Origin of the sequence: Psychrobacter sp. AOP7-A1-24, from assembly GCF_052376235.1 — a bacterium.
GTDB lineage: Bacteria > Pseudomonadota > Gammaproteobacteria > Pseudomonadales > Moraxellaceae > Psychrobacter.
In genome coordinates, this window is record NZ_JBQSVM010000001.1 from 104,317 (window position 1) to 127,419 (window position 23,103).

The window sequence follows — 23,103 nt, forward strand, 5'->3', positions numbered from 1 at the left end:
GGTGTAACTTATCTCTATATATGAAAAAGTGTTAAAAAATGAAGTACACGATACTGAGTGATAACTAAACTACTGCATAGACGACTGAGTCGTACAGCTATCTAACAGCTTCTCTAAGAACGCATCGCATCGTTCAATTTCACTAAGCGCTACATATTCATCCGCTTTGTGAGCCTGCTCAATACTACCAGGACCACAGATAATAGTTGGAATACCTGCATTGGTAAACTGACCACCTTCAGTCGCGTAAGCCACCTTGTGGCGCTCATTATCACCTGTCAGTGCAGCGATTAGCGATTGTAGTTCATCACTATCACTATCAGTCATAGCCGGTACGCCTACTGATTGTATCAGCTCAATACCAGTCTCTGGCGAGCGCGCTTGCATTTGCGCGTTTAGTTCAGCGACTTTAGCCTGAATGGGCGCTAATATATCGTCTTGCGTCATGTGTGGCAGGTTACGGTAATCAAAGGTAAACTCGCATAGATTGGGAACGATATTGGTCGCGGTACCACCCTGTATCGTACCGATAGATATCGTTGAATAAGGCACATCAAACAGCGCATCTCCATCATCACGCACACTCAACTCTTGAGCCAAGTCATCTACATAATTTACCAAACGGCTAGCGTAACTAATAGCATTGACACCTTGCGCCGTCAACGAAGAATGCGCCGACTTACCATGTACACGGCAACGATAAACAGCAATACCTTTATGCGCGACCACCATCGCCATATTGGTTGGCTCACCGACGATACAGTAATCAGGCGTAATGCCACGTGCTTTTAGATCAGCCAAAATCAATGGCGCACCCAAACAGCCAACCTCTTCATCAAACGACAACGCCAAATGCAATGGACGACGTAGCTGACCGTTATTCGATAGCTGTACCGCTTGTGGCAATACCGTTAGCGCACAAGCGATAAAACCCTTCATATCGCAAGCACCGCGACCATACAGCTTGTCACCACGTATCGTCGCTGTAAAAGGATCTGAAGACCACGCTTGCCCATCAACAGGCACAACGTCAGTATGACCAGATAAAACCAAACCATTATTGATAATATCAGCGTTTTCGCCAGCAGGTACAGTCACAAACAGGTTGGCCTTAGTTTTAGCCTCATTAAAGGTCAAATCCACCGTCAAACCTAACTGCTCGCAGTACGACTTTACATCGTTAATCAAAGCCAAATTAGAATCACGACTAACGGTATCAAAAGCAATAAGACGTGTTAGCCAATCAAGACTTTGGTTAGGATGCTCAGCGTTTTTCAGTTGAAAATCGTTGCTATTATCAACATCAACGTTATCGCTATTATCTTGGATCATAAAATATCCTTACTACAATTTTTCAGAACTCTGGTATGTCAGAGCTGGCTTATGATGGATTGTTATGATTCATCACATCGACCACTGGTGGCATTGGTTTTGGTAGCTTGCCTTCTGCCTGTAGCTCTTTGGTTGTTTTGGCATCGATAGACAAACCAGCGATAAGCGCGATACCATTAACAGCCTTACGTTTACGCGTGGCAAAACTTACTGGTACTATACGAGCAAATTCATAGATATAAAGATAAGACTCTTCCCCACCTTCAAAATCTTCTTCTTCCTCTAGACGGATTGCACCAATCTTAGCCAAATCAGATAGCATCTCATTTTCTTCACTGGTCAAACTACAATCGGTAATTCCAAAACCTGTCATAAAACCATTAGCCCACTGTTTCAACGCTATCACGCGCTCGTATAAATCATGTTCATCATCTGGGATGAGTGGCATATACGCGTAGGCATCATCGTTGTCTTTCAGCTGAAACACAACATCTTCTGCTTCCTCTGTCAGCAAAGTTAGTGCAGGCTCTGGTAGTGGGGCAAAACTTAGCTCCTCAAATACCTTAGCCCAAGTTGCTTCATCAGGTGCATTACAAGCCGTCATAAGCCCTGTCATCATGCCATGCACTTCGCTGATAGACACGTCATTCCAATCGTCAAACGCGGTTAGCCAAGTGTTCCAGCCAGAGATATTATCATTCATAATAGATGTCCTAGTAATTGATTACTGCTCATAAAATAAAGATAGTCACGATAAAATGTCGTGGACAAATCATCAATAAATAAAAGTGAAAAGATAAAGCCTAATGCTTGTAATTACTTTGTTGATATAGATATTATGCGGTCACCTATGGCATTATTAAATGCAGCGAACAAAATTCATTCACGCTTACTTGTTAAGGATAAAAACTGACTATGTATGATCAACTTAGAATATTAGAAAAAATGGTACTCGACATCAAAAAACAGTATCAGCTTGTCAGTGCTGAACTTAGCAGCTTAAAACAACACCCTGTTACTGATTCAAAAGAGTTTGCCGCACTCAAAACCAAACTGGATGACAGCCATAGCGAACGTGACGGTGCAAAGAAACAACTGAACGACCTCGATCAGCGCTATCAGAGTCTCGCAGAAGCGCATCATATGATCGGTGAAGAGCAAGACAAACTGCAAAAACAGATCAGCCAATTACAACAACAAAACAGCGAGCTGCAACAAGAAAATAATGAGCTAAAGCAGCAGTGTAGCGATATCAAACAACAGAACAGTGAACTACAAAAGAAGAATCAATTGGCAGCTGAGCGTACGCAAGTCGTGTTGCAACGCCTAACCCGTATCGATCAAGCAGAAGGCTAACGCGTTCTTGCAATAGAGAGCAACATACTGCTTATTGAACTACCAAACGCTATTTGTAAAATCTGATATTACTCATTTCACTGACCAAACATTGTAGGATTTATCATGACCGATGACAAAAGTAAATCGATAGACAAAAAACCAAAAGACGCTCAAGCGCCGAGTTCACCATTACCGCCGAAAAAAAATACAGCCACAGAATCAAACATATCCAGCACTATGGCACAATCTAATACCGAAAAACCTAAAACACCTGAACCACAAATCAAAAAAGTCGATATCGCGATTGCTGGAGTTACATACCCAATCTTTTGTCCCGTACACGAACAAGAAGAGCTGCTGTCAGCGGTTTCGTATATCAATAACTATGCGCTCGACCTAAAAAGAGACTCTCCAAGCCTCAGCCAAGAAAGCATACTGGTACTGTGCTGCTTAAATTTGTATGAAAAAATCCATGCCAATCAAAGAAGTGATGAAGAGCGTTTGCAGAAAAACAAACAGTCTGAGGCATTGCTGAACAAGATTATGAAAGACGCACATTCTATTCTATAAATACATCATGCTTTATTGAACGAAAAAGCGCCCAGCCAATCAAGCTAGGCGCTTTTTTATGGTCAATCTTTTATCTGTTTACGCATAAGGCTTATAGGTCTTGCCTGCATGAAAGTCTGCCTGATGCTCATAATTGCAAAAGAATAGCTCCTGATTCGCTTCAACATCACCATCGGTGACTGTGCTCGATTTGGTTTCAAGTACACCACGATATTCAGCCAAACTATTGTCACAAAAATCACACTGGCGCGGTGTGATCACATCACCTTCTTTTGGCATCATACTTTTGGGTGGGCGCGGGTACATAAACTTGTAAAAAGCCCACATTGAAGCCCAAATAATGAGGATTACAATAATAACAGCAGCCACAGTAGTGCTCCTTCGATTACGGGTAAACGTAAGAAATAACGAAATCTATTAAATTAAGATTACTTAATGCGTTTTGATAGCGTAAATTTTACCGTCAATAATAGCGACAATACAATGCCTTTACCGTTTAATTCCTGATTGCTCTATCTACCTAGTTAGATCCATTGGATAGCTGTACGAGCAAATCAATTAACTGCATAACAAAAAACCTGACCATGGTAAGCCAGGTTTTTTTATCAAAGGTAACAGTCAAGTTTTAGCAGGATTACAGTTGTAGCTCGCTAATATCAGCCACAGTCAAGAACAAGGCGCGAACCTGCTTTAACAATGCCAAGCGATTATTTTTAAGTGCAACATCTTCACTATTAACCATGACCTGATCAAAGAACTGTGTCAACGGCTCATCCAAGCTAGCAAGTGTTTGCAATACTTGCGTATAGCCAGCTTGCTCAAGCAATGGTTGTACCACTGTCTGTGCTTGCTTCACGCTCGCATATAGGTTTTGCTCAGCAGATTCAGATAGTAGCGCTTCGTTGACGGTATCAGCAACGCTCACTTCTGACTTGGCCAATATATTAGCAACACGTTTGTTTGAGTCAGCCAACATCGACGCTTGTGACAGCTCGCTAAATGCTTGCACGGCACGGATACGCTGATCAAAATCAAGCGGCATATGCGGATTAATCGCTTGCACTGCTTGAATCGTATCGACGCTAACGCCCTGCTCTGTATACATCGCACGATAGCGCGAATTTAAGAATGCCATAACTTGAGTAAAAGTATCGCCCATTTTGGCAATCTTGCTACCTTCAGCATCGCTATAGCCTTTAATAGCCTGCTCAACCAACGCTACTAGATTAATCGGTAACTGCTTTTCAATCAAAATACGTAAAATACCAATAGCAGAACGGCGCAAGCTAAACGGATCTTTTGAACCCGTTGGCGCTTGGTCGATCGCAAAAATCCCAACCAGCGTATCTAAACGATCAGCTAACGCTAAGCAAATACCAATCGGTGTTTGCGGTAATACATCACCGCTGAACTTAGGTAGATACTGCTCTTCTAAACTGGCAGAGACCGCTTCAGGCTCATCATTCAATCGCGCATAATACGTACCTGCAATACCTTGTAGCTCAGGATACTCACCAACCAATGAACTTGCCAAATCTGCTTTAGATAAAATGCCCGCGCGCACGGTTTCATCCACGTTAATATCGTGGCCTTGTTGTTGCATCAACGTAGCGATAAATGCTGCAAGCTTTGCAATACGCTCAGACTTTTCCCAAATCGTACCCAACTTATCTTGGAATACGCGATTTTTTAGGCTCTCTGTGAGTGCAAACAATGGCTGCTTTTGATCTTGCAAGAAGAAAAATTCTGCGTCAGCCAAACGTGGACGCACAACCTTCTCATTACCTTCAATAATCTGGTTTGGATCTTTCGACTCAATATTGGTGATAAAGATGAAATACGGCTGCAACTTGCCAGTTTTATCGGTTAAGCAGAAGTACTTTTGATCCGCTTGCATGGTTGAGATAAGTGCTTCTTGCGGTACTTGTAAGAAGCGTGCTTCAAAGCTTGCGCGTAGTGCAATTGGAAAATCAACCAGTGCAGTGACTTCATCTAACAAGTCTTGCGGTACGATGGCGTCAGAGTTTACTTCATCTGCCAATGCTTTGACTTGATTATTTATCAGCATTTGACGCTTATCAAAATCTGCCACTACTTTTAGACCGTCTAGCAATTGCTCATAGTCCTTGGCGTTTTCGATATTATGATAGTCAGGGCTATGGAAGCGATGACCACGCGTTTGCGTACCAGTCTGATGACCTTGGATAGTGGCATCAATGACAGTATCATTTTGCATCAATACTACCCACTGGACGGGACGCACAAACTCGTTGCGGCTAGCACCTGAGCGCATACGTTTAGCAATCGGTAAATTATCTAGCGCCGTTTGGAAAATAGCTGGCAGCAATTCAGTGGTCGCTTGACCACGAATGGTTTGCTCATAACCGACATAATCACCTTTATCGGTGTTAATTGTTATCAGCTCGCTGGCCTCGATACCTAAACCTTTGGCAAAGCCCATCGCCGCACGTGTTGGATTGCCATCGCTATCAAACGCTGCTTTAATGGCTGGTCCGCGTTTTTGCTCAGTACGATCAGGCTGCTTATCGCTAATGCCTTGAATCTGAATTGCCAATCGACGCGGAGCAGCAAAAGCTTTGATGCTATCAAAGGTGATATCTGCTGCCGTCAATTGCTCGGTGACACTTGCTTGTAGTGCATCACGTAGTGGCTTTAGGCTTTTTGGAGGTAGCTCTTCACACCCCAGTTCAAATAGAATAGTACTCATGGGATGCTCCTATTTATTATTAGTAGATTGGTTGGTGTCGGTAGTGTCTTTTGCTATGCCGTCTGTTGCCACGTCTTCTTTTGGCAAATACTTATCAAGCGCGGCTTGGCGATGTTCTTCATCAGCCAATGGGAAGCCCAATTTGGCACGAGCTTCAACATAACCAAAAGCAACCTTACGAGCAAGCGTACGTACACGTAGGATGAAACGCTGACGCTCAGTCACTGAAATAGCGCCACGTGCATCAAGCAAGTTAAACGCATGAGATGCTTTTAATACCATCTCATAAGCTGGCAATGGCAATCCTGCATCGACTAGCTTGTCCGCTTGTTGCTCATAAAAATCAAACATCTCACCCATCATTGGCACATCAGCGTGCTCAAAGTTGTAGGTAGACTGCTCGACTTCGTTTTGATGAAAGACATCGCCATACGTGACACGGCCAAACTCACCATCTGCCCAGACTAAATCATAAACGCTATCGACGCCCTGTACATACATGGCCAAACGCTCAAGTCCATAAGTGATTTCGCCTGTCACAGGGAAGCATTCAATACCGCCGACTTGCTGGAAATACGTAAACTGCGTGACCTCCATACCGTTTAGCCAGATCTCCCAGCCCAATCCCCACGCACCAAGCGTTGGCGATTCCCAGTTGTCTTCTACAAAACGCACATCATGCACCAATGGATCAATACCAATAGCTCGTAGTGAATCCAAATACAGCTCTTGGATGTTAGGTGGGTTCGGCTTTAACACGACTTGGAACTGATAATAATGCTGCAAACGGTTAGGATTATCACCATAGCGTCCGTCGGTAGGACGACGTGATGGCTGCACATAGGCCGCATTCCAGCGCTCAGGCCCTAACGAGCGCAAAAACGTCGCGGTATGAAAAGTACCTGCACCGACTTCCATATCGTAAGGCTGCAATACCACACAGCCTTTATCGGCCCAATAGTTTTGCAAAGTTAAAATTAAATCTTGAAACGTCATCGGTTGAGAGTCTTTATCTTGTGTCATCGGGGTTATCGCTTGGGATGTCATAGTTTCGGTTTTCATAGTAAAGCCACTGTGAAATGAGTATTATTAAATAAATCTCTGATAGCGCTCGCGTGGCCTATTCGGCAACGGCTCTATCTGCCTGCTCACCTTACTAAAAATTGACTATTTTATCCATGTTTACGTCAACTAAATTTGCATACTAGGCATAAATATTCGGTTGTATAGCATATTTTCAGGTAAATCATCATAGAAGTTGCACGAATACAATAGATAAAAAAATACCCAAATGCGCTAGCATTCGGGCAGGAGGAAAATTGTGTCTTGGGCATCCTGATTGATCAGGCTTTTTATTTTTTAATGGTCTATTGTTTTGAGCAATTGCGTTTAACTTGGATTTGTTTCTTCACTAATTTTAGAGCAACTTGTTTTAAAGGTTAGCTATCAAACTCCTATTATTGGTAAGACTGACTATTGGCTTTCGGCATGATTATCCATAAAATGATATAAATAAATATGCCTGGTACTGCTGCACTTAACGATGAAATTACTACAAACAATACTCTCACCCATGTTGGCGACCAACCAGCATATTCTGCAATACCACCCATCACACCTGCTATCATACGATTATTTGGTGAGCGATGTAATTTTGCTAATTTAGCCAAATCAAATACCTCTCTGTTTTCTATTCTTGTTTGTTTTTTATTCTATTTTTTGATTATCTTACGTATTCAGCCAAGATATTATTTTGCTTTGCTAACTTACCGATAAGTATATCAATAATTTAGGATTTATCTGTTGAAGGTATAGCAGTACTTTGTGAGTTTATGCTACTCAAGCTTACCCTAATCTGTCGTAACACCATGCAAACCCCTGATTTTAAATATTTATTTCAAAATGTTTCAAAACTACCTTTGTTGCTATAACCTTGCACCTTATTTTCTTATATCTTGTCACTTTTAGTTTAATCAAAGAGATAGACTCGCTCTATAACGCTAAGATCGAGTAAAACCTCTATAAACCAAATAACTTATTGACTAACTAATTTGTCTCAGTCGAAAGAACCCTCAATTAAAAAATGTGCAATTTCTTATACGTTCGATATACCTTATTTTTACAATAACCCACCTGCAAATCATCTAAAACCTTTATACCATGCTGATAAGCAACTTTGTTTTTCAAATGTTCTATGGTGAAAGCTGAGACATAGCCCGACTATTAGATAAAAACACCTCTACGAATCACATTAGAAGTAAGCAACGTAGTTGGTATTACGAGGCTTAATAGATTTCTACTTTTGATAATCTATATGATTTAGACAGCATTGACCGTATTTTTAGAATAGCCATAAAGCACTAAGATTAGGATAAAAAAATAATAAGGATAACTATGTACGACACTGGATTGATGATTGGACATTTCGAGCCCCTACATTTAGGGCAGATGCGCAGCATATTGGATGCAGCAGGACAAGCCAAGACCTTGCACATCGTTATTATGGCGCATCCATCGCCTCATCCAAATTTTACCATCACCTTACAAGATAAAGCGCGTTGGCTACAGATGGCCTGTGCCGATTTGCCATTTATTCATATTCATACGACTCATGAGATCGAGCTACCGCTGCACGAGCATCTCTATAGTTCAAATGACGACAATGTCAGTATCGATATCGCTGCTAGTAATGCCAAATTGCAACGTTTGATGGATGCCTTATCACTATCAGCAGAAACTGTGTTGTTTATGGCGGACAATCACCCACTCACTCGCAATGACATACAAGACCAGCTGCTTTTGCCAGTCGTTACTACACCTCTACAGCCTGACTTTGACTCTTATGCCATCGCTCGTAATCCAGTCGCCCATTGGTCAGCACTTCATCCACAAGCACGTGTCGACTATACCAAAACCGTCGCTATCGTCGGTGGTGAAAGCTCAGGAAAGACAACGCTAGTCCATAAGCTTGCTAATTATTACGGTACCAGCTTTGCCCTAGAAATGGGACGTCTATATGTCGGTACTGATTTAGGCGGTAGCGAGGTCGGATTACAGTACAGTGATTATGGCCCTATTTGTCTTGATCATGCTCAAGCGATACGAGGTGCTAAAGCCAATGCGACTGCCCCTATCACCATCGTTGATACTGACTTTGTCACTACGCAAGCATTTTGTGAAGAGTATGAGGGTCGTACGCACCCTTTTGTAGCTGCTTGTATTGACGAGTTTCGTTTAGACCACACGATTATGTTAGATAACAATACGCCATGGGTTGATGATGGCATGCGCTCTTTGGGTACGCCTGAAGCGCGTGGACGCTTCGAGCAGCGTTTGATAGATATTTTTGCACGTCACAATATTACGCCACATATGATTGATCAGCCTGACTATGACGCTCGCTACCAACAAGCGTTACTATTAATTGATCAGTATATCTATAGCAAAAAATCATAACGTACACTGATCGTATTTATAATAACTTATTTACTAGCACATGTTATTCAGCTAGCGCATGACAGTTAGCAATATATTGATATCAGTATTTACTTTGGGGAAAAAACGATGCGTATTCAGCTATTGGACAACATCACCGGAAAATGGGCGATGCAATGGATTATCATTTGGTTTATTTGTGGTGTTCTTGCCTTGTCCGCAGGTTTTTGGCTCACGACAGACCATACCACGCTTGATTGGTTTTATTTAGCGGTCTCATTCATTGGTTTGGTTTGCGTGGTCTCGCTGTCATTCCGCAAAAACGTCATGGGCAATGGTTTTGGTATGGGAGCAACCGCTGGCGAAGTCATCGTTCAGGCAACGTCTGGTGCAGTTGGTCTGATGCTTGCGCCACTATTTAACTTTTTTACCCATGTTTACGGTATTTTTTATTGGTCAAAGCATACCGATCCTGATGGCGACATGATACCCAAATCAGCGAGCAAAGCAGTTTGGTTAATTACCGCCACATTTATTATCATTGGTCTAGCTCTTTTTCCTACAATAAATGATTTATTAGCAAGCTATGGCTATACGGTTGTAGAAGATGATAATAGTAAGTTTTTAGGGTTTATTTCCTTCTTTTGGATCAACGTCATTGCGTTTGTACTGTCCATCACCGCTCAAGCAGCTATGATTTTGCGCTATTCATTTAACTGGTGGTTATGGATTATCGTTAACTTTGTTTGGCTCATCGTGAACCTAATGTCTGGTAACTACATATTCGCTATTCAAACTATGGTGTATCAAGTAAACGCCTTTATCGGCCTGTATGAATGGCACCGCAGTGAGCGAGGGTAACGCGTCTTTTGTAGGAAAAGCCCCTTGGGAGTTTGAATGAAATCTTGCTGATATGGCATCAATAGTACGAGTGAACTTGACTGTGCCGTCTATCAGATAACGTGGTAGACAGTCGCAATTAGTGCTACAACTGATGTTAACAAACATCTTCGTATTGAGTTCAGTAGCGAGTGTCCGTTATTTATCTTATTTACTAACAGGGAGGTTAGTATGTCTCGTCAACCCAAAATGTCCAAACGTACGCTAGAGCAATGGCTTAGTGAGTACTCTGTCAGTCACCAAAACTTGGTCAATAAAAAAATTCATTGGCTATGTGTGCCAACCATCTTTGTCAGCCTGTTAGGTATGGGCATGTCGCTATCCGTGTGGTTCACCTTAGTACTAAGCGCATTAGTGTTATTGTTTTATATGCGTTTATCTACGCCACTGTTTTTAGCAATGGGAATGTTTATTCTTATTTGTTTGTCAGTAATGGCAGCGATGCCGTGGGGCTTTAAAGCCTGGGCGGTGGTATTTATCGTTGCATGGATTGGCCAATTCATTGGTCATAAAATCGAGGGCCAAAAACCTTCTTTCTTTAAAGATTTACAGTTTTTGTTAATCGGTCCAGCATGGGTGGCTAACAGTTTGATGGTGCGTAAATAACCATCAACCTCTACGTGTTTTTTGTAAAAATTTAGCGCAGCTGTAGGCTATTCGATAACCCCTACAATCTTTACCATAAACAAAAGCATAACACCAATAAAAACGCCATCCAGAAATTACTGAATGGCGTTTTTTGCTTTGCATAAGCTTTTGGAACTATTGAGCTTTTGAAACTATTGAGCTTTTGAAGCTATATAGAATAGACTAGCCTATCTTATGTACCAAACACTTTCATACGCTCTTCAACTGGCTTAAATGCCTTTTCGCCTGCTGGCTGCTCAATCGCTCCAAATACCAATTGTGCATTTAGCGTCCAGTCTTTATCGATATCCCAAGCGCTAGCTACTTTTTGATCGATTACTGGGTTGTAGTGCTGTAAGTTTGCGCCAACATTGATACTGGCGAGTGCCGTCCAGATAACATACTGATGCATAGCACTGGTTTGACTTGCCCAAATTGGGAAGTTGTCAGCATATAGTGGCGCTGCTTCTTGCATACCTCTGACGACTGCTTGATCTTCAAAGAACAACACAGTACCAGCACCCGCTCTAAAACCAGCGATTTTATCTTTGGTAGACTGGAACGCTTCTTCGTCACCGACGATTACGCGCAATGCATCTTCAGTCATGTCCCACAGTTTTTTGTGATCATCACCAAACAGCACAACGAGTCGCGTTGATTGTGAGTTGAATGAAGAAGGCGTGTGCAAGAGAGCATGCTCAACCAGCTTCACAACTTCATCATTAGATACTGGCAGTTGGTCGCTTAATGCATAGATAGAACGACGTTTCTCTGCCAATTGTTGTAGTGTTTTCAAATCTGACATAATTCTTCTCCACGTTGTTAGTAAAATAGTTATTGATAAGAATAATTTTTTAATATTTAATACGAGTGATTGTTGGTATGAACATTCTAATTGATAAATTGCATTGCTCGTCAATGGCTACACAAATAATGGTACTTCCATCACTAGCACACGGGTAGGTGAATATACATCCATCGTAAAGCTCTGAATATCCCAAATGCCTAGGCCGTCACGAGTAGATAGGACTTTATCATTTATCACGACTTCACCGCTGATGACAAATACATATACACCGTTGTTAGGATTATTTAACTGATAAGCCTCTGATATGCCTTCGTCAAAATCACCCATGCTAAACCAAGCATTTTGATGTATCCAAACCCCTGCATCATCAGCATTAGGTGATAGCACTTGGCTAAACTCGTTAGGTTGCATGGTATCGCTCATGTGCACCTGTTGATAACGCGGTGCGACACCTGTTTTGTTTGGTATCACCCAAATTTGCAAAAACCTCACAGCATCTGCATTACTTCCATTCATCTCACTATGGGTAATGCCTGTACCCGCTGACATCACTTGGATTTCACCAGTCTCTATAATTCCTTCATTACCAATACTATCGCCATGAGCGAGCTTACCAGATAGAGGGATACTGATAATTTCCATGTTTCGGTGCGAATGTTTACCAAACCCTTGACCGCCAATGACAAAATCATCATTGATGACGCGTAAGACACCAAAGCCCATACGCTCGGGATTATAGTAATTGGCAAAACTAAAGGTATGCCTGCTTCTAAGCCAACCATGATTGGCATCGCCACGCGAATCTGCTGCATGATAAATTGTTTTCATTATTTATCCTTAGCTATTGATAAATTAACCAGCTATATATTTATTATTGATTAATATATTTAAACAATGGAACTATTATAATTACTGACCCTGCATAGATAAACCAAGATAAATGCAAATAACTGTTCTCTTTTTCAGAACAATCAGAGTACTTTTAATATCCTATAAGACCAATTTTTCATGACAGCTCTCTATAAGCCTGCGAAACCTAACTTGTTTACAGCATGCTAGGCAAACCTACTGATTCCATATAGCCTTGAGTAGCGACATAATCTGTCATCTTGCTAATATCTGCGAAAATAAAAACGACTGATGAAAGTAAACGACCGGTTAATGTGCTCAATTGCTATAACTTGTTCGTAATGACATTTCAAAACTGTGTTTAAGAAATATTCGATTAAATGAAAGCGCTAGTATAGGCGTTGACTAACAAACGACAAGCAGCAATACTCACAAATATAAGTTCTTGGTTTAAGAACAATCATGAGGTATCGATAATGGGTCAATTAGAAGATATGGCAATGTTTGTACGCGTTGTTGAAGCAGGCAGTATTACCAAAGCAGCTGAGCAGTTAAACATCGCAAAATCAGCTGTTAGTCGCCGTCTCAAAGATCTAGAGGAACGTTTGGGCAACCAACTCATTAGCCGTACCACTCGGCACTCCAAATTGACACAAGCTGGTGAACAGTATTATCAACAAGTCACTAATATCTTGAGCGCCGTTGACGCTATCAATGAATATACTACTGATGCCCCCATGCGTATCGAAGGCACGCTAAAGATGACAGCACCATTATCCTTTGGGATTATGCATTTGAACGATATAATTGATGAGTATGCCCATCAGCACCCTAACTTAAAATTTGAGTTAGATTTTTCTGATCGGCGTATTGATTTGATCGAAGATGGCTATGAATTAGCCATTCGAATTGGAGCGTTGCGTGACTCTAGCTATCAAGCTAAGCAGCTTGCGTTGATTCGTTGTGTCATTTGCGCCAGTCCCGATTACCTAGCAAGAATGGGTACACCTGTAACGCTAGCAGATCTAGAAGGACATGATTTTTTACAATATAGTCTCACTCAAACTAATAATATAGAGTTGATGGATGCACAAGGAAAAAGGCATCATCGTAAGATAGATGCCAAAATCAAAGCCACTAATGGTGAGTTCTTAGTTGATTTAGCGGTCAAAGGTCATGGTATTACTTTTTTACCAACCTTTATTGCTTATAAGAAATTGCAGCTGGGCGAGCTCGTACCTGTTTTGCAGCAGTATCAATTACCTACTTTGAAGGCGTATGCGATTTATCCAAAAAATCGTTTTTTATCGCAGCGTTGTCGCTACTTAATCGATTTTATTGCAGAGCGGTTCGGTGATAATCCATATTGGGATTCGTTTTAATGGAATCTGATTAAGCAAATTTATTCTTATGAAGAGTATGCAGCCGTACTTAGTTTGAAAGAACGTCTACTGCTATAAAAATAAAGTACTTAGTCTTATTAGCATATTACTCAGTGATAGCTGAGATTTTGCTTCTCAGTTTCTTAGTCTTATACCTTGCTTCTGCTAATGCCATCTTATCTTGTGCCACCACGGTTAACACGCATGGTTTTCCAATATAGTCTGTTTTGACAAACAATATATTTCCAGAAGTGGCCTCAACGATAGTGATATTACACTTACCTTGTTTCATTTGGCTCGCGGATGAATCGCTCAACGCTGATAACGTACTACTCATCGCAGCAAACTTATCAGATTGGTTACTTAACTCGTTGATCGAAAAGCAACCGATAGGGAAGCCATCTGTGGTACAAAGGCTAACCAATATGACTTCTCTGTTTGCCTCACACGATGCTTTCATGTGCTTCAAGAGTTCAATTTTTGCTGGTGATTCTTCGTTTCGTATGGTCATATCTTGCATTAACCTTGATTATTCAGGGTATTAAATAATGATAATAGAGACACAGCGGACTCTTTATTTCTAGGGTCAGTATTAATCACTGGTGCCACTATATCGTGCTGCATCAGCATGACTCTTATTTCTTGTCCGAGCACTGCCACACTTTGCTTATCAGCGTCTTCACAATGAGTAATACCAATGATACAAGTAGTCTGTTTTTTTGCTGGGGCAAAAAAATGTAGTAGTTTATCTAAGTTGGCATAATCAGGTGTTTCACCATGCTTGACCAAGATGAGCAAGCCCCACAAAGAGTTATTTACGAACTCCCATAAAAACGAAAAACGTTCTTGACCTGGAACCCCATAGATACCTAATGCCATATCGTCAGATAAGGTTATTCTTCCATAATCAATACCGACTGTGGTGTACTCTTTACCAATATCAATACTAGACTCTGCTTCTGTCTCAAAAGGACTTATTTCACTTAAAGTCTTGACCATTTGAGTTTTTCCGGCGCCCACTTCACCAATGATAGCTAGCTTCTGATAATTCAATTTTTTACCTCATTCCTAAGAATTTTTTGATCGCACCATAAAATTTGTTAGGCTTTTTTTCACTAACCTTTTTCTCATCTAATGGCTGTACATCTGTCACATCCAGTATACCTGATAGCTCAAAGCCTGATATCATTTTTGTGACTTGATCAAATGGGCCAAACTCTCCACTGCTTATTAACGCATCAAATGGATACGGCTTGTTAGTCAGTTTGACACATAAAGCTATAATCAGTTGAGGGTTACTCTCATGATTTAAATCAGGCCAAGCCAACAACTTAAGACTTCTGCCCTTATAATCCTTTTGAAGAACGGTGTCAGATTTTTTTATGTCAAAGAAGGGTTGAATACGTTTTGTGTGCTGTTCATTGAAGCTATTTAAAAGAGCGCTGTTATTTTCGATAAAAGTATCAAAAAAAGTGCTTTGATCTACAAAGTCAAATACGCTGACACCCCAATTCTTAAAACTACGCTCTGTCACATTTTGATCAAGAAAAACCCAAATATCTTCATGTCTAGGATCAGCTGCTATCTTGGCCATTAACTTGTCTACTTCAGCAGAAGGACCTTCAAGCACTTGAAGATACTGCCCTTCACGGTAGGATATGATGCCAGTGATTTGTGATTCTGGATTATGCTTACTAGAAACTGTAATAATATCTGATAATCCAGTAGGCATACGAATACTGCGGTCTTGAATAGGCACCCTGCTGACATATGCAACACATTTCATTTTGCCACCACTTGATAGAACATCCGAAACTTCATTAAAATTTTATATACCGTCATAAAATATTAATTCGTTATATACCGTACATATATAACGAATTTAATTATACTACTCATATTTCTAATATATTGAGTAATAAAAGATATTAAATAAACCAGCTATTGGCTTAATTAATTTTAGCTAACTTATACTTCTAATTTCTTTTCTATTGATTGTACTTTGCGACGCGCCAATGCAAGGTTCGCTTTTGATTTATCAAGTACTAGATAAATAAATAAATCTTCATGGCTAGCTGTAGGGCGAATGATATGTAGCTGAGACTCTAGTGTGATCAGCATATCTTCAATTTCACCTTTAATATCTAGTGACTTCATTGTTGCTACTTTTGCCTTTACTACCTGAGAGTTACCTGCTGCAGCCAACTCCAAATCAACACCGCCACCAGTCATACCCAGTACCATGCCTGACATATAGTCAACGATACAAGCGCCCATAGCACCATCAAGATCCATTAGTTCTTTTAAAGACTCATTGATATTTGACATACTTTATTCCTATTCATTTGTTTGTGTTTAGATGAGGTGGTTTTTTAAGAACACTCATACAATTCAATAGCACTAAAACTTATTAAGTTTATCTACTATCTAACTATTAGCATAATTTAAATTCACTTATTAACAACTAATAAGTTCATGATAATTTAATACAAATAATTAAAAGTGTTTTTCGGTACAGAAATCATAGCGTACTTTAATATAAAGCCAGATTCCCATAGTAACACCTATTATATCCCACATAACAACTAGAAACACATTTACACCTAACCACTCAGGGGTAAATAACGACCACTGAGTATGAAAAACAATGCGAATCGATAATGATTATACTTTAGAGCACAAAATTTATATTTTTGACTTTGAATTTTATAAAGATATAAGAATATTTAACTTAGAAGTATAAAAAAATAAAATTTAGGTTTTATGCATAGAAAGTGCTACATCCTCTTCGATAAATATTTTGATATAACATGCAAAAATATAGTTGATTAAAAATTCAATTTATAAAAACATAGAGACTATAAGTTATACCATCAATCAGAGTACTGATTAGAACGATAACAACACCACTCAACTGCTCATTGGAAGATGTTTCTTCAAAATTTACGCAAGCATACTGTGCGATTACAGCAATATATCTAAGAACCTTAGCAAATACGCGTCATATTAAAAGCAAATACATCAATAAATATGTTCATGAAAAAAAGGTGGAGCTAATATTAGCTCCACCTTTTTTTATCGCTTGCTGTTTATCACAACTCAGCAGTCTTCATACTATCCACTTCTCCATCACTCTTACTAATCGTCAGTCCCGTAAACCCGAACAATAGCGTCAGTAGCAGTGACAAATAACAGAAGAATGCATAAGGCAGATAATCTAGTACTGGCACCCCTAGCGCCTGACTGATAAACACCCCGCACACACTCCAAGGCACTAGCGGATTAATCACCGTTCCTGCATCCTCAATCGTCCGTGACAAATTCTTAGGATGTAAGTGCAAGCGCTCAAACGTTGAACGAAAGGCCGTCCCTGATAATAGAATACTCAAATACTGCTCACCGATTAATACATTGATGCTTAGTGCCGACATCGCTGCCGCAAAGATAGCCCGTCCTGATGTCGTGAGTGCATCCTTAATACCAGACAGCAATGCTGGCAGAATACCTAGTGCCGTTAATAGACCACCTAAACTTAATGCCAGTATTACAATCGCTTGCGTGAAGAACATACTCTGTACACCGCCGCGTGACAGCATACCACCTACTTCGCCTAACTCTAATGACTCAGCAGGAGAATAGCCTGCAAACAGATAGCCGCCCAATTGTCCAAAGCTTGGTGAGCTATGTATATAAGTAATGACAAGTGCCGCGGCAATCGTACAGATAATCGTATAGATCGCATTAACCCGAAACAGTGCCAATCCTACCAATATCACAAAAGGCAGTACCGAATACCCATGTACCAACCCACTGTCTATCAGCTGACCTTGTAATATAGTCACTTGACCGAGATCAGAGCCTGACGTCTGTCCTGAGAACATCCAAAACAATATCACCGTCAGTATCCATGCAGGAACTGTTGTATACATCATATTGCGTATGTGCTCAAACAGATCGATACCGACTACAGAGGAAGCAATCGTACAAGTATCAGACAAGGGAGACATTTTATCACCGAAGAATGCGCCTGATACTACTGCCCCTGCTGCGATTGCTACATTGGCATCAAAGGCATTACTCATACCAATAAAGGCCACACCAAGCGTTGCTGCAGTGGTCAAACTACTGCCTAAAGCAATACCGATGATAGAGGTTAAGATAAAGGCGGAGATATAGTAGTACTCAGGTGAGATCAGCTGAAAGCCCACATACATAAGCGTGGGAATCGCACCTGACATCATGAGAGCTGCCACCATAAGACCAATAAAGAAGAACAAATAGATAGCACCAATACCGCGCATGACACCCGAGGCCATTTGCGATTGCATGTCATCAAAGCTAAGTCCTTTAACCATACCAATCGCCAGTAGCACACAGATAGCAAGAATAAGAGACAGGTGCGGCACCCAACCAAAGCCGATCATGGTGATGCCCATGATACCGATGACGATGGTAGATATGATAAAGGCAAGCTTGGCGCTGATGATGGTGAGGGGGGTTGGTGGCATTGGATGCCCTTATGTTGCTATAGGTTTAATTAGTTCAGGTATTTAGATGTGCAGATTTGTTCTTCCATACTGATTATAGTATAGATAATCTCTGTCTTGCCTATAGTTAACTTCAGTCTTTACTTTCTATATTTCCACTATCAGCTAACTTAGGACAGATTTTACACATAAAAAAAAGCCTCACTGTGAAGTGAGGCTTTTTGCGCTTTTTCAAGCCATATTTGGAGCGGGAAAAGAGATTCGAACTCTCGACCCCAACCTTGGCAAGGTTATGCTCTACCACTGAGCTATTCCCGCTTATTATCAATTCGTAGCGTTGTTAACAACTACTCCGTCTCGATAGGCTGGCTATTTTAGCAAATATTCTGTGGGTGTCAACACCTTTTTTAAAATTTGTTCCTAATATTTTTAGCTAAACACCTTTTTTATAAGGCGACTCAACATAAGCAATTGATTTAAAAACAGGAATTAATTTTAACTAAATTAAAAATATTTCACATTAATTGCAGAGCTTTAAGTCTAAGCTTTCACTTCTCTTAGCTTTATTATGGACATAAAACACTCATTTAAGAAAAAATCACTATTTTGCCTCAACACAATATACTGCACTTACAATCATGCGCTTTATTGTTACTTTTTCTATCTTGGCTTTAAGTGCTTAACATTATTATACTTATGTCCAATGACAGTTAAGGTAGACTTTTACTATTTAAGTAGATGGACGAACACTACTAAAAAATTAATAAACATGCCCCCACCATCTGCTGTACCATTTTTAAACTTGTTTGATTTTGCGTTTTTCCATTTTATAGAGAGGATATTTTTATGAAAAAGTTATTAACCACAACAGTAATGGCTGCCTCATTGTCAGCATTGACCTTGACTGGCTGTAGTAGCACGACCAGTACAGGTGCACTTGGTGTCGATCGTCAGCAGCTCTTATTAGTCTCTAGCGAGCAAGTATTACAGCTATCTGCCCAAAGCTATGCTCAAACATTGCAAGATGCCAAATCAAAGGGCTTATTAGATACTAATACGGCTCAACTAAACCGCTTAAAGAACATCGCCAATCGTTTGGTTGGTCAAGTCGGGGTTTATCGTGCAGATGCTGCCCAATGGCAGTGGGAAGTACATACTATTAAGTCTGATGAGCTAAATGCATTTGTTATGCCTGGTGGTAAAATAATGTTTTATTCAGGCATCATTGATCGTCTGAACCTCACTGATGATGAAATTGCTGCCATTATGGGGCATGAAATCTCTCATGCTTTACGTGAGCATTCACGCGAACGCCTCTCACGTGAATATGCTACTCAGACAGGCATTGGTGTTGCCGCTAGTATATTTGGCTTATCGCAAGGACAGGCTGAGTTAGCAGGTACTGCTGGTAATTTAGGCTTGAGCTTACCCCACAGTCGCACTCAAGAAAGCGAAGCCGACCAGATCGGTCTTGAGCTGATGGCACGTGCAGGATACAACCCTCAAGCCGCTATTACTCTGTGGCAAAAAATGCAAAAGGCAAGCCAAGGTGAGCCACCACAATTCCTCAGCACTCATCCATCAAGCAGCAGCCGTATCGCAGAGTTACAGTCATTGATGCCAAAAGTTACGCCTCTATATCAACAGTCGCGCCGCTAATAAGTAGCTACTCTTATGCTTTAGCAGTATGTATTTAGATATCATATAAGCAAAGTACAACCAAAGCGTTGTGCTTTGCTTTTTTGATTATAGCCAAACATTGTGGGTCCTATAATTGATAAACCTTATAATTAGCTGAGCTTGCAGTTAGTCGACTGAGTAATCGCACTCTATACCGCTTACTGTGTCTGCTATAATGCCAATAAATATTATTTGCAAATTGCCCAATATAATTGCACAAAATACATTGAAGGATTGTTATGAGTACCACACCTACTGCCGACGCACTTCATGCCGAATTACAGGCGCTAAAGCCGCAGCATATCGAACTGATCAATGAGTCGATGTCTCATGCAGGTTACTTTGAAGGTAAAGAAAGCCACTTTAAACTTACTATCGTTAGCGATGCTTTTGAGGGCAAGCGATTGGTCGGGCGTCACCAGCTCATCTATGGCTTAGTCACACCTTTGCTCACCTCACAAGGCGGTCAAGTACATGCCCTAGCTATCCACGCCTATACTCCGACAGAATGGCAAGGTCAAAGCCCTGAGAGTCCATTATGTGCTGGTCAAAACAAATAGTAGACCATGTCTGGATGATCGCAACTAATTATTTTAAATTAGCCTATATACTGCAGTTTTAGAGGGAGCAATATTCAATGAAACATCTACATATGCTGATGGCAGCACTGACTGTTGTGCTATTTTTATATCAAAGCTATTTAGTACTCAGCGCAGATAGACGCGCACCACGTGTGATCAAAATAGCCACTCATATCATTTATGCCCTGCTTATCTTGTCAGGTGCGACGATGCTAATGCAGTTGATGGGTGCCAATGCTCCTGTACAGTGGATATTTGCCAAAATCATTTTACTTATCGCTGCTATTAGCTCAAGTATCAAAGCGTTTAAGGTTGATGCGACACCTGGGCAAAGAAAAACAGGTATTCTTATCGCTGCCGTTGCTTATATCGGTATTGTGATACTTGCCTTTGCCAAGCCAGCAAACTTATTTTAATAAGCGTTCTTTTATTTTAATAGGTAACTGTCTTAGAAAGCTGTCGATATTTTGTTGACATGATACGAAAATTTTTAATCATCGATGGATTTTAAATATCTTAATCGCGCTATTTTTGCTATCTTAAATAGATATAAATACAATTACTTAGCCTATTGGAGCCATTATGAAAACGTTCACGACAGCGACACTACTAGCTGGCATTTTTGCGCTCTCAGGCTGTGCCTCTACTGGTAACATCACCCCGCAATATGTACCACCAAGTACTTATCAAAATTATAATTGCCAAGCACTTAGCCAAGAGTACACTCGCGTCAACCGCTATGTGGAAGCAGCACGCAATGAGCAATCTACGCTATCGGCATCAGGCGTTGGTGTTGGCGTTTCTGCAGGACGCTGGGGCATCTCGCCTAATATCAGCTTTGGTCTAGGCAAAAGCAACAATACCAAAGCGCGTGATGCAAAATTATCGCGCCTCTACGGTGAGCGTGATGCCATTGTCCAATCGGCACGCATTCAGCGTTGTAGCTTTGCCAATGGCATCAAGATCTATGGTGAATAAGTTGAAGCAAGCACAAAAAGACTTAAACAACTAAGACAGTGCATAACACAATAAAAAAGCCAATACGAGATCTGCGTATTGGCTTTTTTGTCATTATAGCTTTGACAAGCATCGTCCTAATCTGACGAATACTACTTTACTAAGCCCTACACCTGCAAGCTTTGGACCCACTGGATAATTTGATGACTTGGTAACGCACCTGATTGTCGCGCGACTTCTTTACCATTTCTAAAAGCAACCATCGTTGGTAAGCTTCGAATATTATAGGGAGCGGCCGCCTGCTCGTATTTATCCGTTTGGACTTTAGCGAAGACGACTTGCGGCAACTGGCTAGCAGCAGTTTTAAACTCTGGCGCCATCATAATACAAGGCTGACACCAGCTCGCCCAAAAATCCACGATAGTCAATACATCATTTTTTTGGATAACCTTATTAGCTGTTTGTGCATTTAGTTCATGCGGACTGGCAGTCAATAACGGCTGACCACATTTACCGCATTTTGGCGCAGCACTCAATCGTACAGTAGGTACGCGGTTCGTTGCTTGGCAATGTGGGCATACTAAATGAAAACTTTGCTCGCTCATTATTTAGTTCCTATTCTAATTATTTTGTGATCTTAAACACTCTTGATGAACGTTTTTTTCTGAAGAGAATTTACGTTGATTGCCGTAATTATAGTCATTGTCGCATTGATTGATCACGTTACTTAATTATATAAATGATTCTAGCACAGTTAATTAGGCTTATCTTTTATGCCAGTTGCTGTGCTACACCGCTATATACATAGCTCATCGGTCGTGGACCAGTCAAATATGCTTCGCTCAGCTCATCAATGATAAAACCACCTTTTCTGATAAGTGCTGGAATATCGCGATCCAAATGACATCCTCCCGCTATCGGCTTCCAAAAAGGAGTCAATCGATGCTGCCAACGCTCGACTGAAGAATCTGGTGCCAGTCCATGCTCACAAAATAGTAAACGACCGCTAGGTTTTAGCACACGTGCCATTTCTTGAAGCGCAGCGACTGGATCGTCAATACTACACAAAGTAAAAGTCATCACAATCGTATCAAATTGGTCAGTATCGGCGTGAATACCTTGTACATCGACGGCTACCATTTCAACTGGAATGCCAGTGTCAGCTGCACGCTCACGTGCGAGCGACTGCATCTGCGCCGCTGGATCGACACCGATAATAGACGAGACTTTTTTGGCATCATAAAATTGTAAATTCAGACCGCTACCAATGCCAATCTCTAACACGTTGCCCAATGCTTGCGGAACGATTGTGGACCGCGCTTTCATCACGCTGCCGTTACCGCAAGCGATATCGATCACTTTGGGCAGCACATACTGCTGATAAAGGTTCATATACCTCTCATCACTATATTCAACGTTGTTTTTAGTC

General features: G+C 40.9%; 25 protein-coding genes and 1 tRNA gene. 10 read left to right on the plus strand and 16 right to left on the minus strand.

The features are described from left to right. Positions 1–69 precede the first annotated feature (69 nt). Both argE and ACT3QQ_RS00465 read right to left on the minus strand, forming a co-directional pair. Positions 70–1,332: an acetylornithine deacetylase gene (gene argE, locus ACT3QQ_RS00460; RefSeq protein WP_444526463.1), complete on the minus strand. Its 1,263-nt coding sequence runs from the start codon at positions 1,330–1,332 to the stop codon at positions 70–72. A 49-nt stretch (positions 1,333–1,381) separates the two neighbouring features. Continuing rightward, on the minus strand, positions 1,382–2,035 hold the full coding sequence (locus ACT3QQ_RS00465; RefSeq protein WP_444526464.1) for a UPF0149 family protein: 654 nt from the start codon (positions 2,033–2,035) through the stop codon (positions 1,382–1,384). Between the two features lie 212 nt (positions 2,036–2,247). Between ACT3QQ_RS00465 and ACT3QQ_RS00470 the strand changes: the two genes are divergently transcribed. Both ACT3QQ_RS00470 and ACT3QQ_RS00475 read left to right on the plus strand, forming a co-directional pair. Further along, entirely contained in the window at positions 2,248–2,688 is a 441-nt protein-coding gene (locus tag ACT3QQ_RS00470) for a hypothetical protein (RefSeq protein ID WP_444526465.1), read from the plus strand. Positions 2,689–2,793: 105 nt separating this feature from the next. Then, positions 2,794–3,240, plus strand: a complete 447-nt coding sequence (locus ACT3QQ_RS00475; RefSeq protein WP_444526466.1) for a cell division protein ZapA — start codon at positions 2,794–2,796, stop codon at positions 3,238–3,240. Between the two features lie 78 nt (positions 3,241–3,318). On the opposite strand, the gene ACT3QQ_RS00480 is transcribed toward ACT3QQ_RS00475, so the two are convergent. The 4 genes from ACT3QQ_RS00480 to ACT3QQ_RS00495 form a co-directional block, all read right to left on the minus strand. Further along, entirely contained in the window at positions 3,319–3,609 is a 291-nt protein-coding gene (locus ACT3QQ_RS00480) for a hypothetical protein (protein WP_444526467.1), read from the minus strand. 265 nt (positions 3,610–3,874) lie between these two features. Continuing rightward, on the minus strand, positions 3,875–5,968 hold the full coding sequence (gene glyS / locus ACT3QQ_RS00485) for a glycine--tRNA ligase subunit beta (protein WP_444526468.1): 2,094 nt from the start codon (positions 5,966–5,968) through the stop codon (positions 3,875–3,877). Positions 5,969–5,977: 9 nt separating this feature from the next. Continuing rightward, a complete protein-coding gene (glyQ, locus tag ACT3QQ_RS00490) occupies positions 5,978–6,964 on the minus strand; it encodes a glycine--tRNA ligase subunit alpha (protein ID WP_444522955.1) in 987 nt (328 codons plus the stop codon). Positions 6,965–7,425: 461 nt separating this feature from the next. Then, positions 7,426–7,638, minus strand: coding sequence for a PspC domain-containing protein (locus ACT3QQ_RS00495; protein WP_444526469.1), 213 nt, complete (start codon positions 7,636–7,638; stop codon positions 7,426–7,428). Between the two features lie 724 nt (positions 7,639–8,362). Between ACT3QQ_RS00495 and nadR the strand changes: the two genes are divergently transcribed. The 3 genes from nadR to ACT3QQ_RS00510 all read left to right on the plus strand — a co-directional run bounded on the left by nadR (position 8,363) and on the right by ACT3QQ_RS00510 (position 10,909). Continuing rightward, positions 8,363–9,424 carry a multifunctional transcriptional regulator/nicotinamide-nucleotide adenylyltransferase/ribosylnicotinamide kinase NadR gene (gene nadR / locus ACT3QQ_RS00500; protein WP_444526470.1) on the plus strand — a complete coding sequence of 354 codons (1,062 nt, stop codon included), beginning with the start codon at positions 8,363–8,365 and terminating at the stop codon, positions 9,422–9,424. A gap of 108 nt (positions 9,425–9,532) precedes the next feature. Beyond that, positions 9,533–10,264, plus strand: coding sequence for a nicotinamide riboside transporter PnuC (gene pnuC / locus ACT3QQ_RS00505; protein WP_444526471.1), 732 nt, complete (start codon positions 9,533–9,535; stop codon positions 10,262–10,264). A gap of 210 nt (positions 10,265–10,474) precedes the next feature. After that, on the plus strand, positions 10,475–10,909 hold the full coding sequence (locus ACT3QQ_RS00510; protein WP_444526472.1) for an Mpo1 family 2-hydroxy fatty acid dioxygenase: 435 nt from the start codon (positions 10,475–10,477) through the stop codon (positions 10,907–10,909). 214 nt (positions 10,910–11,123) lie between these two features. Here the strand turns inward: ACT3QQ_RS00510 and ACT3QQ_RS00515 are convergent, their stop codons facing one another. Together ACT3QQ_RS00515 and ACT3QQ_RS00520 are read right to left on the minus strand one after the other, a co-directional pair. Next, entirely contained in the window at positions 11,124–11,735 is a 612-nt protein-coding gene (locus tag ACT3QQ_RS00515; protein ID WP_444526473.1) for a nitroreductase family protein, read from the minus strand. Between the two features lie 117 nt (positions 11,736–11,852). Then, positions 11,853–12,566 (minus strand): pirin family protein, encoded by a 714-nt coding sequence (locus ACT3QQ_RS00520; RefSeq protein WP_444526474.1) that lies wholly within the window; start codon positions 12,564–12,566, stop codon positions 11,853–11,855. Positions 12,567–13,063: 497 nt separating this feature from the next. On the opposite strand from ACT3QQ_RS00520, the gene ACT3QQ_RS00525 reads away from it, so the two are divergent. Next, a complete protein-coding gene (locus tag ACT3QQ_RS00525) occupies positions 13,064–13,969 on the plus strand; it encodes a LysR family transcriptional regulator (RefSeq protein WP_444526475.1) in 906 nt (301 codons plus the stop codon). Between the two features lie 106 nt (positions 13,970–14,075). Here the strand turns inward: ACT3QQ_RS00525 and ACT3QQ_RS00530 are convergent, their stop codons facing one another. The 6 genes from ACT3QQ_RS00530 to ACT3QQ_RS00555 form a co-directional block, all read right to left on the minus strand. Then, positions 14,076–14,480 (minus strand): roadblock/LC7 domain-containing protein, encoded by a 405-nt coding sequence (locus tag ACT3QQ_RS00530; protein ID WP_444526476.1) that lies wholly within the window; start codon positions 14,478–14,480, stop codon positions 14,076–14,078. An 8-nt stretch (positions 14,481–14,488) separates the two neighbouring features. After that, positions 14,489–15,022 (minus strand): GTP-binding protein, encoded by a 534-nt coding sequence (locus tag ACT3QQ_RS00535; RefSeq protein ID WP_444526477.1) that lies wholly within the window; start codon positions 15,020–15,022, stop codon positions 14,489–14,491. A gap of 4 nt (positions 15,023–15,026) precedes the next feature. Next, positions 15,027–15,755 (minus strand): BLUF domain-containing protein, encoded by a 729-nt coding sequence (locus ACT3QQ_RS00540; RefSeq protein WP_444526478.1) that lies wholly within the window; start codon positions 15,753–15,755, stop codon positions 15,027–15,029. 182 nt (positions 15,756–15,937) lie between these two features. Continuing rightward, positions 15,938–16,297 carry a roadblock/LC7 domain-containing protein gene (locus ACT3QQ_RS00545; RefSeq protein ID WP_444520233.1) on the minus strand — a complete coding sequence of 120 codons (360 nt, stop codon included), beginning with the start codon at positions 16,295–16,297 and terminating at the stop codon, positions 15,938–15,940. Between the two features lie 764 nt (positions 16,298–17,061). Further along, entirely contained in the window at positions 17,062–18,477 is a 1,416-nt protein-coding gene (locus ACT3QQ_RS00550) for a Na+/H+ antiporter NhaC family protein (RefSeq protein WP_444526479.1), read from the minus strand. A 222-nt stretch (positions 18,478–18,699) separates the two neighbouring features. Further along, a tRNA-Gly gene (locus ACT3QQ_RS00555) sits at positions 18,700–18,774 on the minus strand. A 528-nt stretch (positions 18,775–19,302) separates the two neighbouring features. Between ACT3QQ_RS00555 and ACT3QQ_RS00560 the strand changes: the two genes are divergently transcribed. The 4 genes from ACT3QQ_RS00560 to ACT3QQ_RS00575 all read left to right on the plus strand — a co-directional run bounded on the left by ACT3QQ_RS00560 (position 19,303) and on the right by ACT3QQ_RS00575 (position 21,695). Then, positions 19,303–20,115, plus strand: a complete 813-nt coding sequence (locus tag ACT3QQ_RS00560; RefSeq protein WP_444526480.1) for a M48 family metallopeptidase — start codon at positions 19,303–19,305, stop codon at positions 20,113–20,115. A 260-nt stretch (positions 20,116–20,375) separates the two neighbouring features. Continuing rightward, complete coding sequence (locus ACT3QQ_RS00565; protein WP_444526481.1) at positions 20,376–20,696, plus strand: BolA family protein; 321 nt, start codon at positions 20,376–20,378, stop codon at positions 20,694–20,696. Positions 20,697–20,773: 77 nt separating this feature from the next. Beyond that, positions 20,774–21,133: a SirB2 family protein gene (locus ACT3QQ_RS00570; protein ID WP_444526482.1), complete on the plus strand. Its 360-nt coding sequence runs from the start codon at positions 20,774–20,776 to the stop codon at positions 21,131–21,133. A gap of 166 nt (positions 21,134–21,299) precedes the next feature. Continuing rightward, positions 21,300–21,695 carry a hypothetical protein gene (locus ACT3QQ_RS00575; protein WP_057761508.1) on the plus strand — a complete coding sequence of 132 codons (396 nt, stop codon included), beginning with the start codon at positions 21,300–21,302 and terminating at the stop codon, positions 21,693–21,695. A 146-nt stretch (positions 21,696–21,841) separates the two neighbouring features. On the opposite strand, the gene trxC is transcribed toward ACT3QQ_RS00575, so the two are convergent. Together trxC and ACT3QQ_RS00585 are read right to left on the minus strand one after the other, a co-directional pair. Continuing rightward, positions 21,842–22,279, minus strand: a complete 438-nt coding sequence (trxC, locus tag ACT3QQ_RS00580; RefSeq protein ID WP_444526483.1) for a thioredoxin TrxC — start codon at positions 22,277–22,279, stop codon at positions 21,842–21,844. A 166-nt stretch (positions 22,280–22,445) separates the two neighbouring features. Then, complete coding sequence (locus ACT3QQ_RS00585; RefSeq protein WP_444526484.1) at positions 22,446–23,066, minus strand: class I SAM-dependent methyltransferase; 621 nt, start codon at positions 23,064–23,066, stop codon at positions 22,446–22,448. Positions 23,067–23,103: the final 37 nt, after the last annotated feature.

Coding starts and splice junctions, on each gene's coding strand:
- ACT3QQ_RS00540 (WP_444526478.1), bottom strand. CDS start 15,755: ATGAAATGTGTTGCATATGTCAGCAGGGTGCCTATTCAAGACCGCAGT.
- ACT3QQ_RS00515 (WP_444526473.1), bottom strand. CDS start 11,735: ATGTCAGATTTGAAAACACTACAACAATTGGCAGAGAAACGTCGTTCT.
- pnuC (WP_444526471.1), top strand. CDS start 9,533: ATGCGTATTCAGCTATTGGACAACATCACCGGAAAATGGGCGATGCAA.
- ACT3QQ_RS00560 (WP_444526480.1), top strand. CDS start 19,303: ATGAAAAAGTTATTAACCACAACAGTAATGGCTGCCTCATTGTCAGCA.
- ACT3QQ_RS00570 (WP_444526482.1), top strand. CDS start 20,774: ATGAAACATCTACATATGCTGATGGCAGCACTGACTGTTGTGCTATTT.
- ACT3QQ_RS00510 (WP_444526472.1), top strand. CDS start 10,475: ATGTCTCGTCAACCCAAAATGTCCAAACGTACGCTAGAGCAATGGCTT.
- ACT3QQ_RS00470 (WP_444526465.1), top strand. CDS start 2,248: ATGTATGATCAACTTAGAATATTAGAAAAAATGGTACTCGACATCAAA.
- ACT3QQ_RS00520 (WP_444526474.1), bottom strand. CDS start 12,566: ATGAAAACAATTTATCATGCAGCAGATTCGCGTGGCGATGCCAATCAT.
- glyS (WP_444526468.1), bottom strand. CDS start 5,968: ATGAGTACTATTCTATTTGAACTGGGGTGTGAAGAGCTACCTCCAAAA.
- nadR (WP_444526470.1), top strand. CDS start 8,363: ATGTACGACACTGGATTGATGATTGGACATTTCGAGCCCCTACATTTA.
- ACT3QQ_RS00530 (WP_444526476.1), bottom strand. CDS start 14,480: ATGACCATACGAAACGAAGAATCACCAGCAAAAATTGAACTCTTGAAG.
- trxC (WP_444526483.1), bottom strand. CDS start 22,279: ATGAGCGAGCAAAGTTTTCATTTAGTATGCCCACATTGCCAAGCAACG.
- ACT3QQ_RS00565 (WP_444526481.1), top strand. CDS start 20,376: ATGAGTACCACACCTACTGCCGACGCACTTCATGCCGAATTACAGGCG.
- ACT3QQ_RS00545 (WP_444520233.1), bottom strand. CDS start 16,297: ATGTCAAATATCAATGAGTCTTTAAAAGAACTAATGGATCTTGATGGT.
- ACT3QQ_RS00550 (WP_444526479.1), bottom strand. CDS start 18,477: ATGCCACCAACCCCCCTCACCATCATCAGCGCCAAGCTTGCCTTTATC.
- ACT3QQ_RS00475 (WP_444526466.1), top strand. CDS start 2,794: ATGACCGATGACAAAAGTAAATCGATAGACAAAAAACCAAAAGACGCT.
- glyQ (WP_444522955.1), bottom strand. CDS start 6,964: ATGACGTTTCAAGATTTAATTTTAACTTTGCAAAACTATTGGGCCGAT.
- argE (WP_444526463.1), bottom strand. CDS start 1,332: ATGATCCAAGATAATAGCGATAACGTTGATGTTGATAATAGCAACGAT.
- ACT3QQ_RS00585 (WP_444526484.1), bottom strand. CDS start 23,066: ATGAACCTTTATCAGCAGTATGTGCTGCCCAAAGTGATCGATATCGCT.
- ACT3QQ_RS00575 (WP_057761508.1), top strand. CDS start 21,300: ATGAAAACGTTCACGACAGCGACACTACTAGCTGGCATTTTTGCGCTC.
- ACT3QQ_RS00465 (WP_444526464.1), bottom strand. CDS start 2,035: ATGAATGATAATATCTCTGGCTGGAACACTTGGCTAACCGCGTTTGAC.
- ACT3QQ_RS00525 (WP_444526475.1), top strand. CDS start 13,064: ATGGGTCAATTAGAAGATATGGCAATGTTTGTACGCGTTGTTGAAGCA.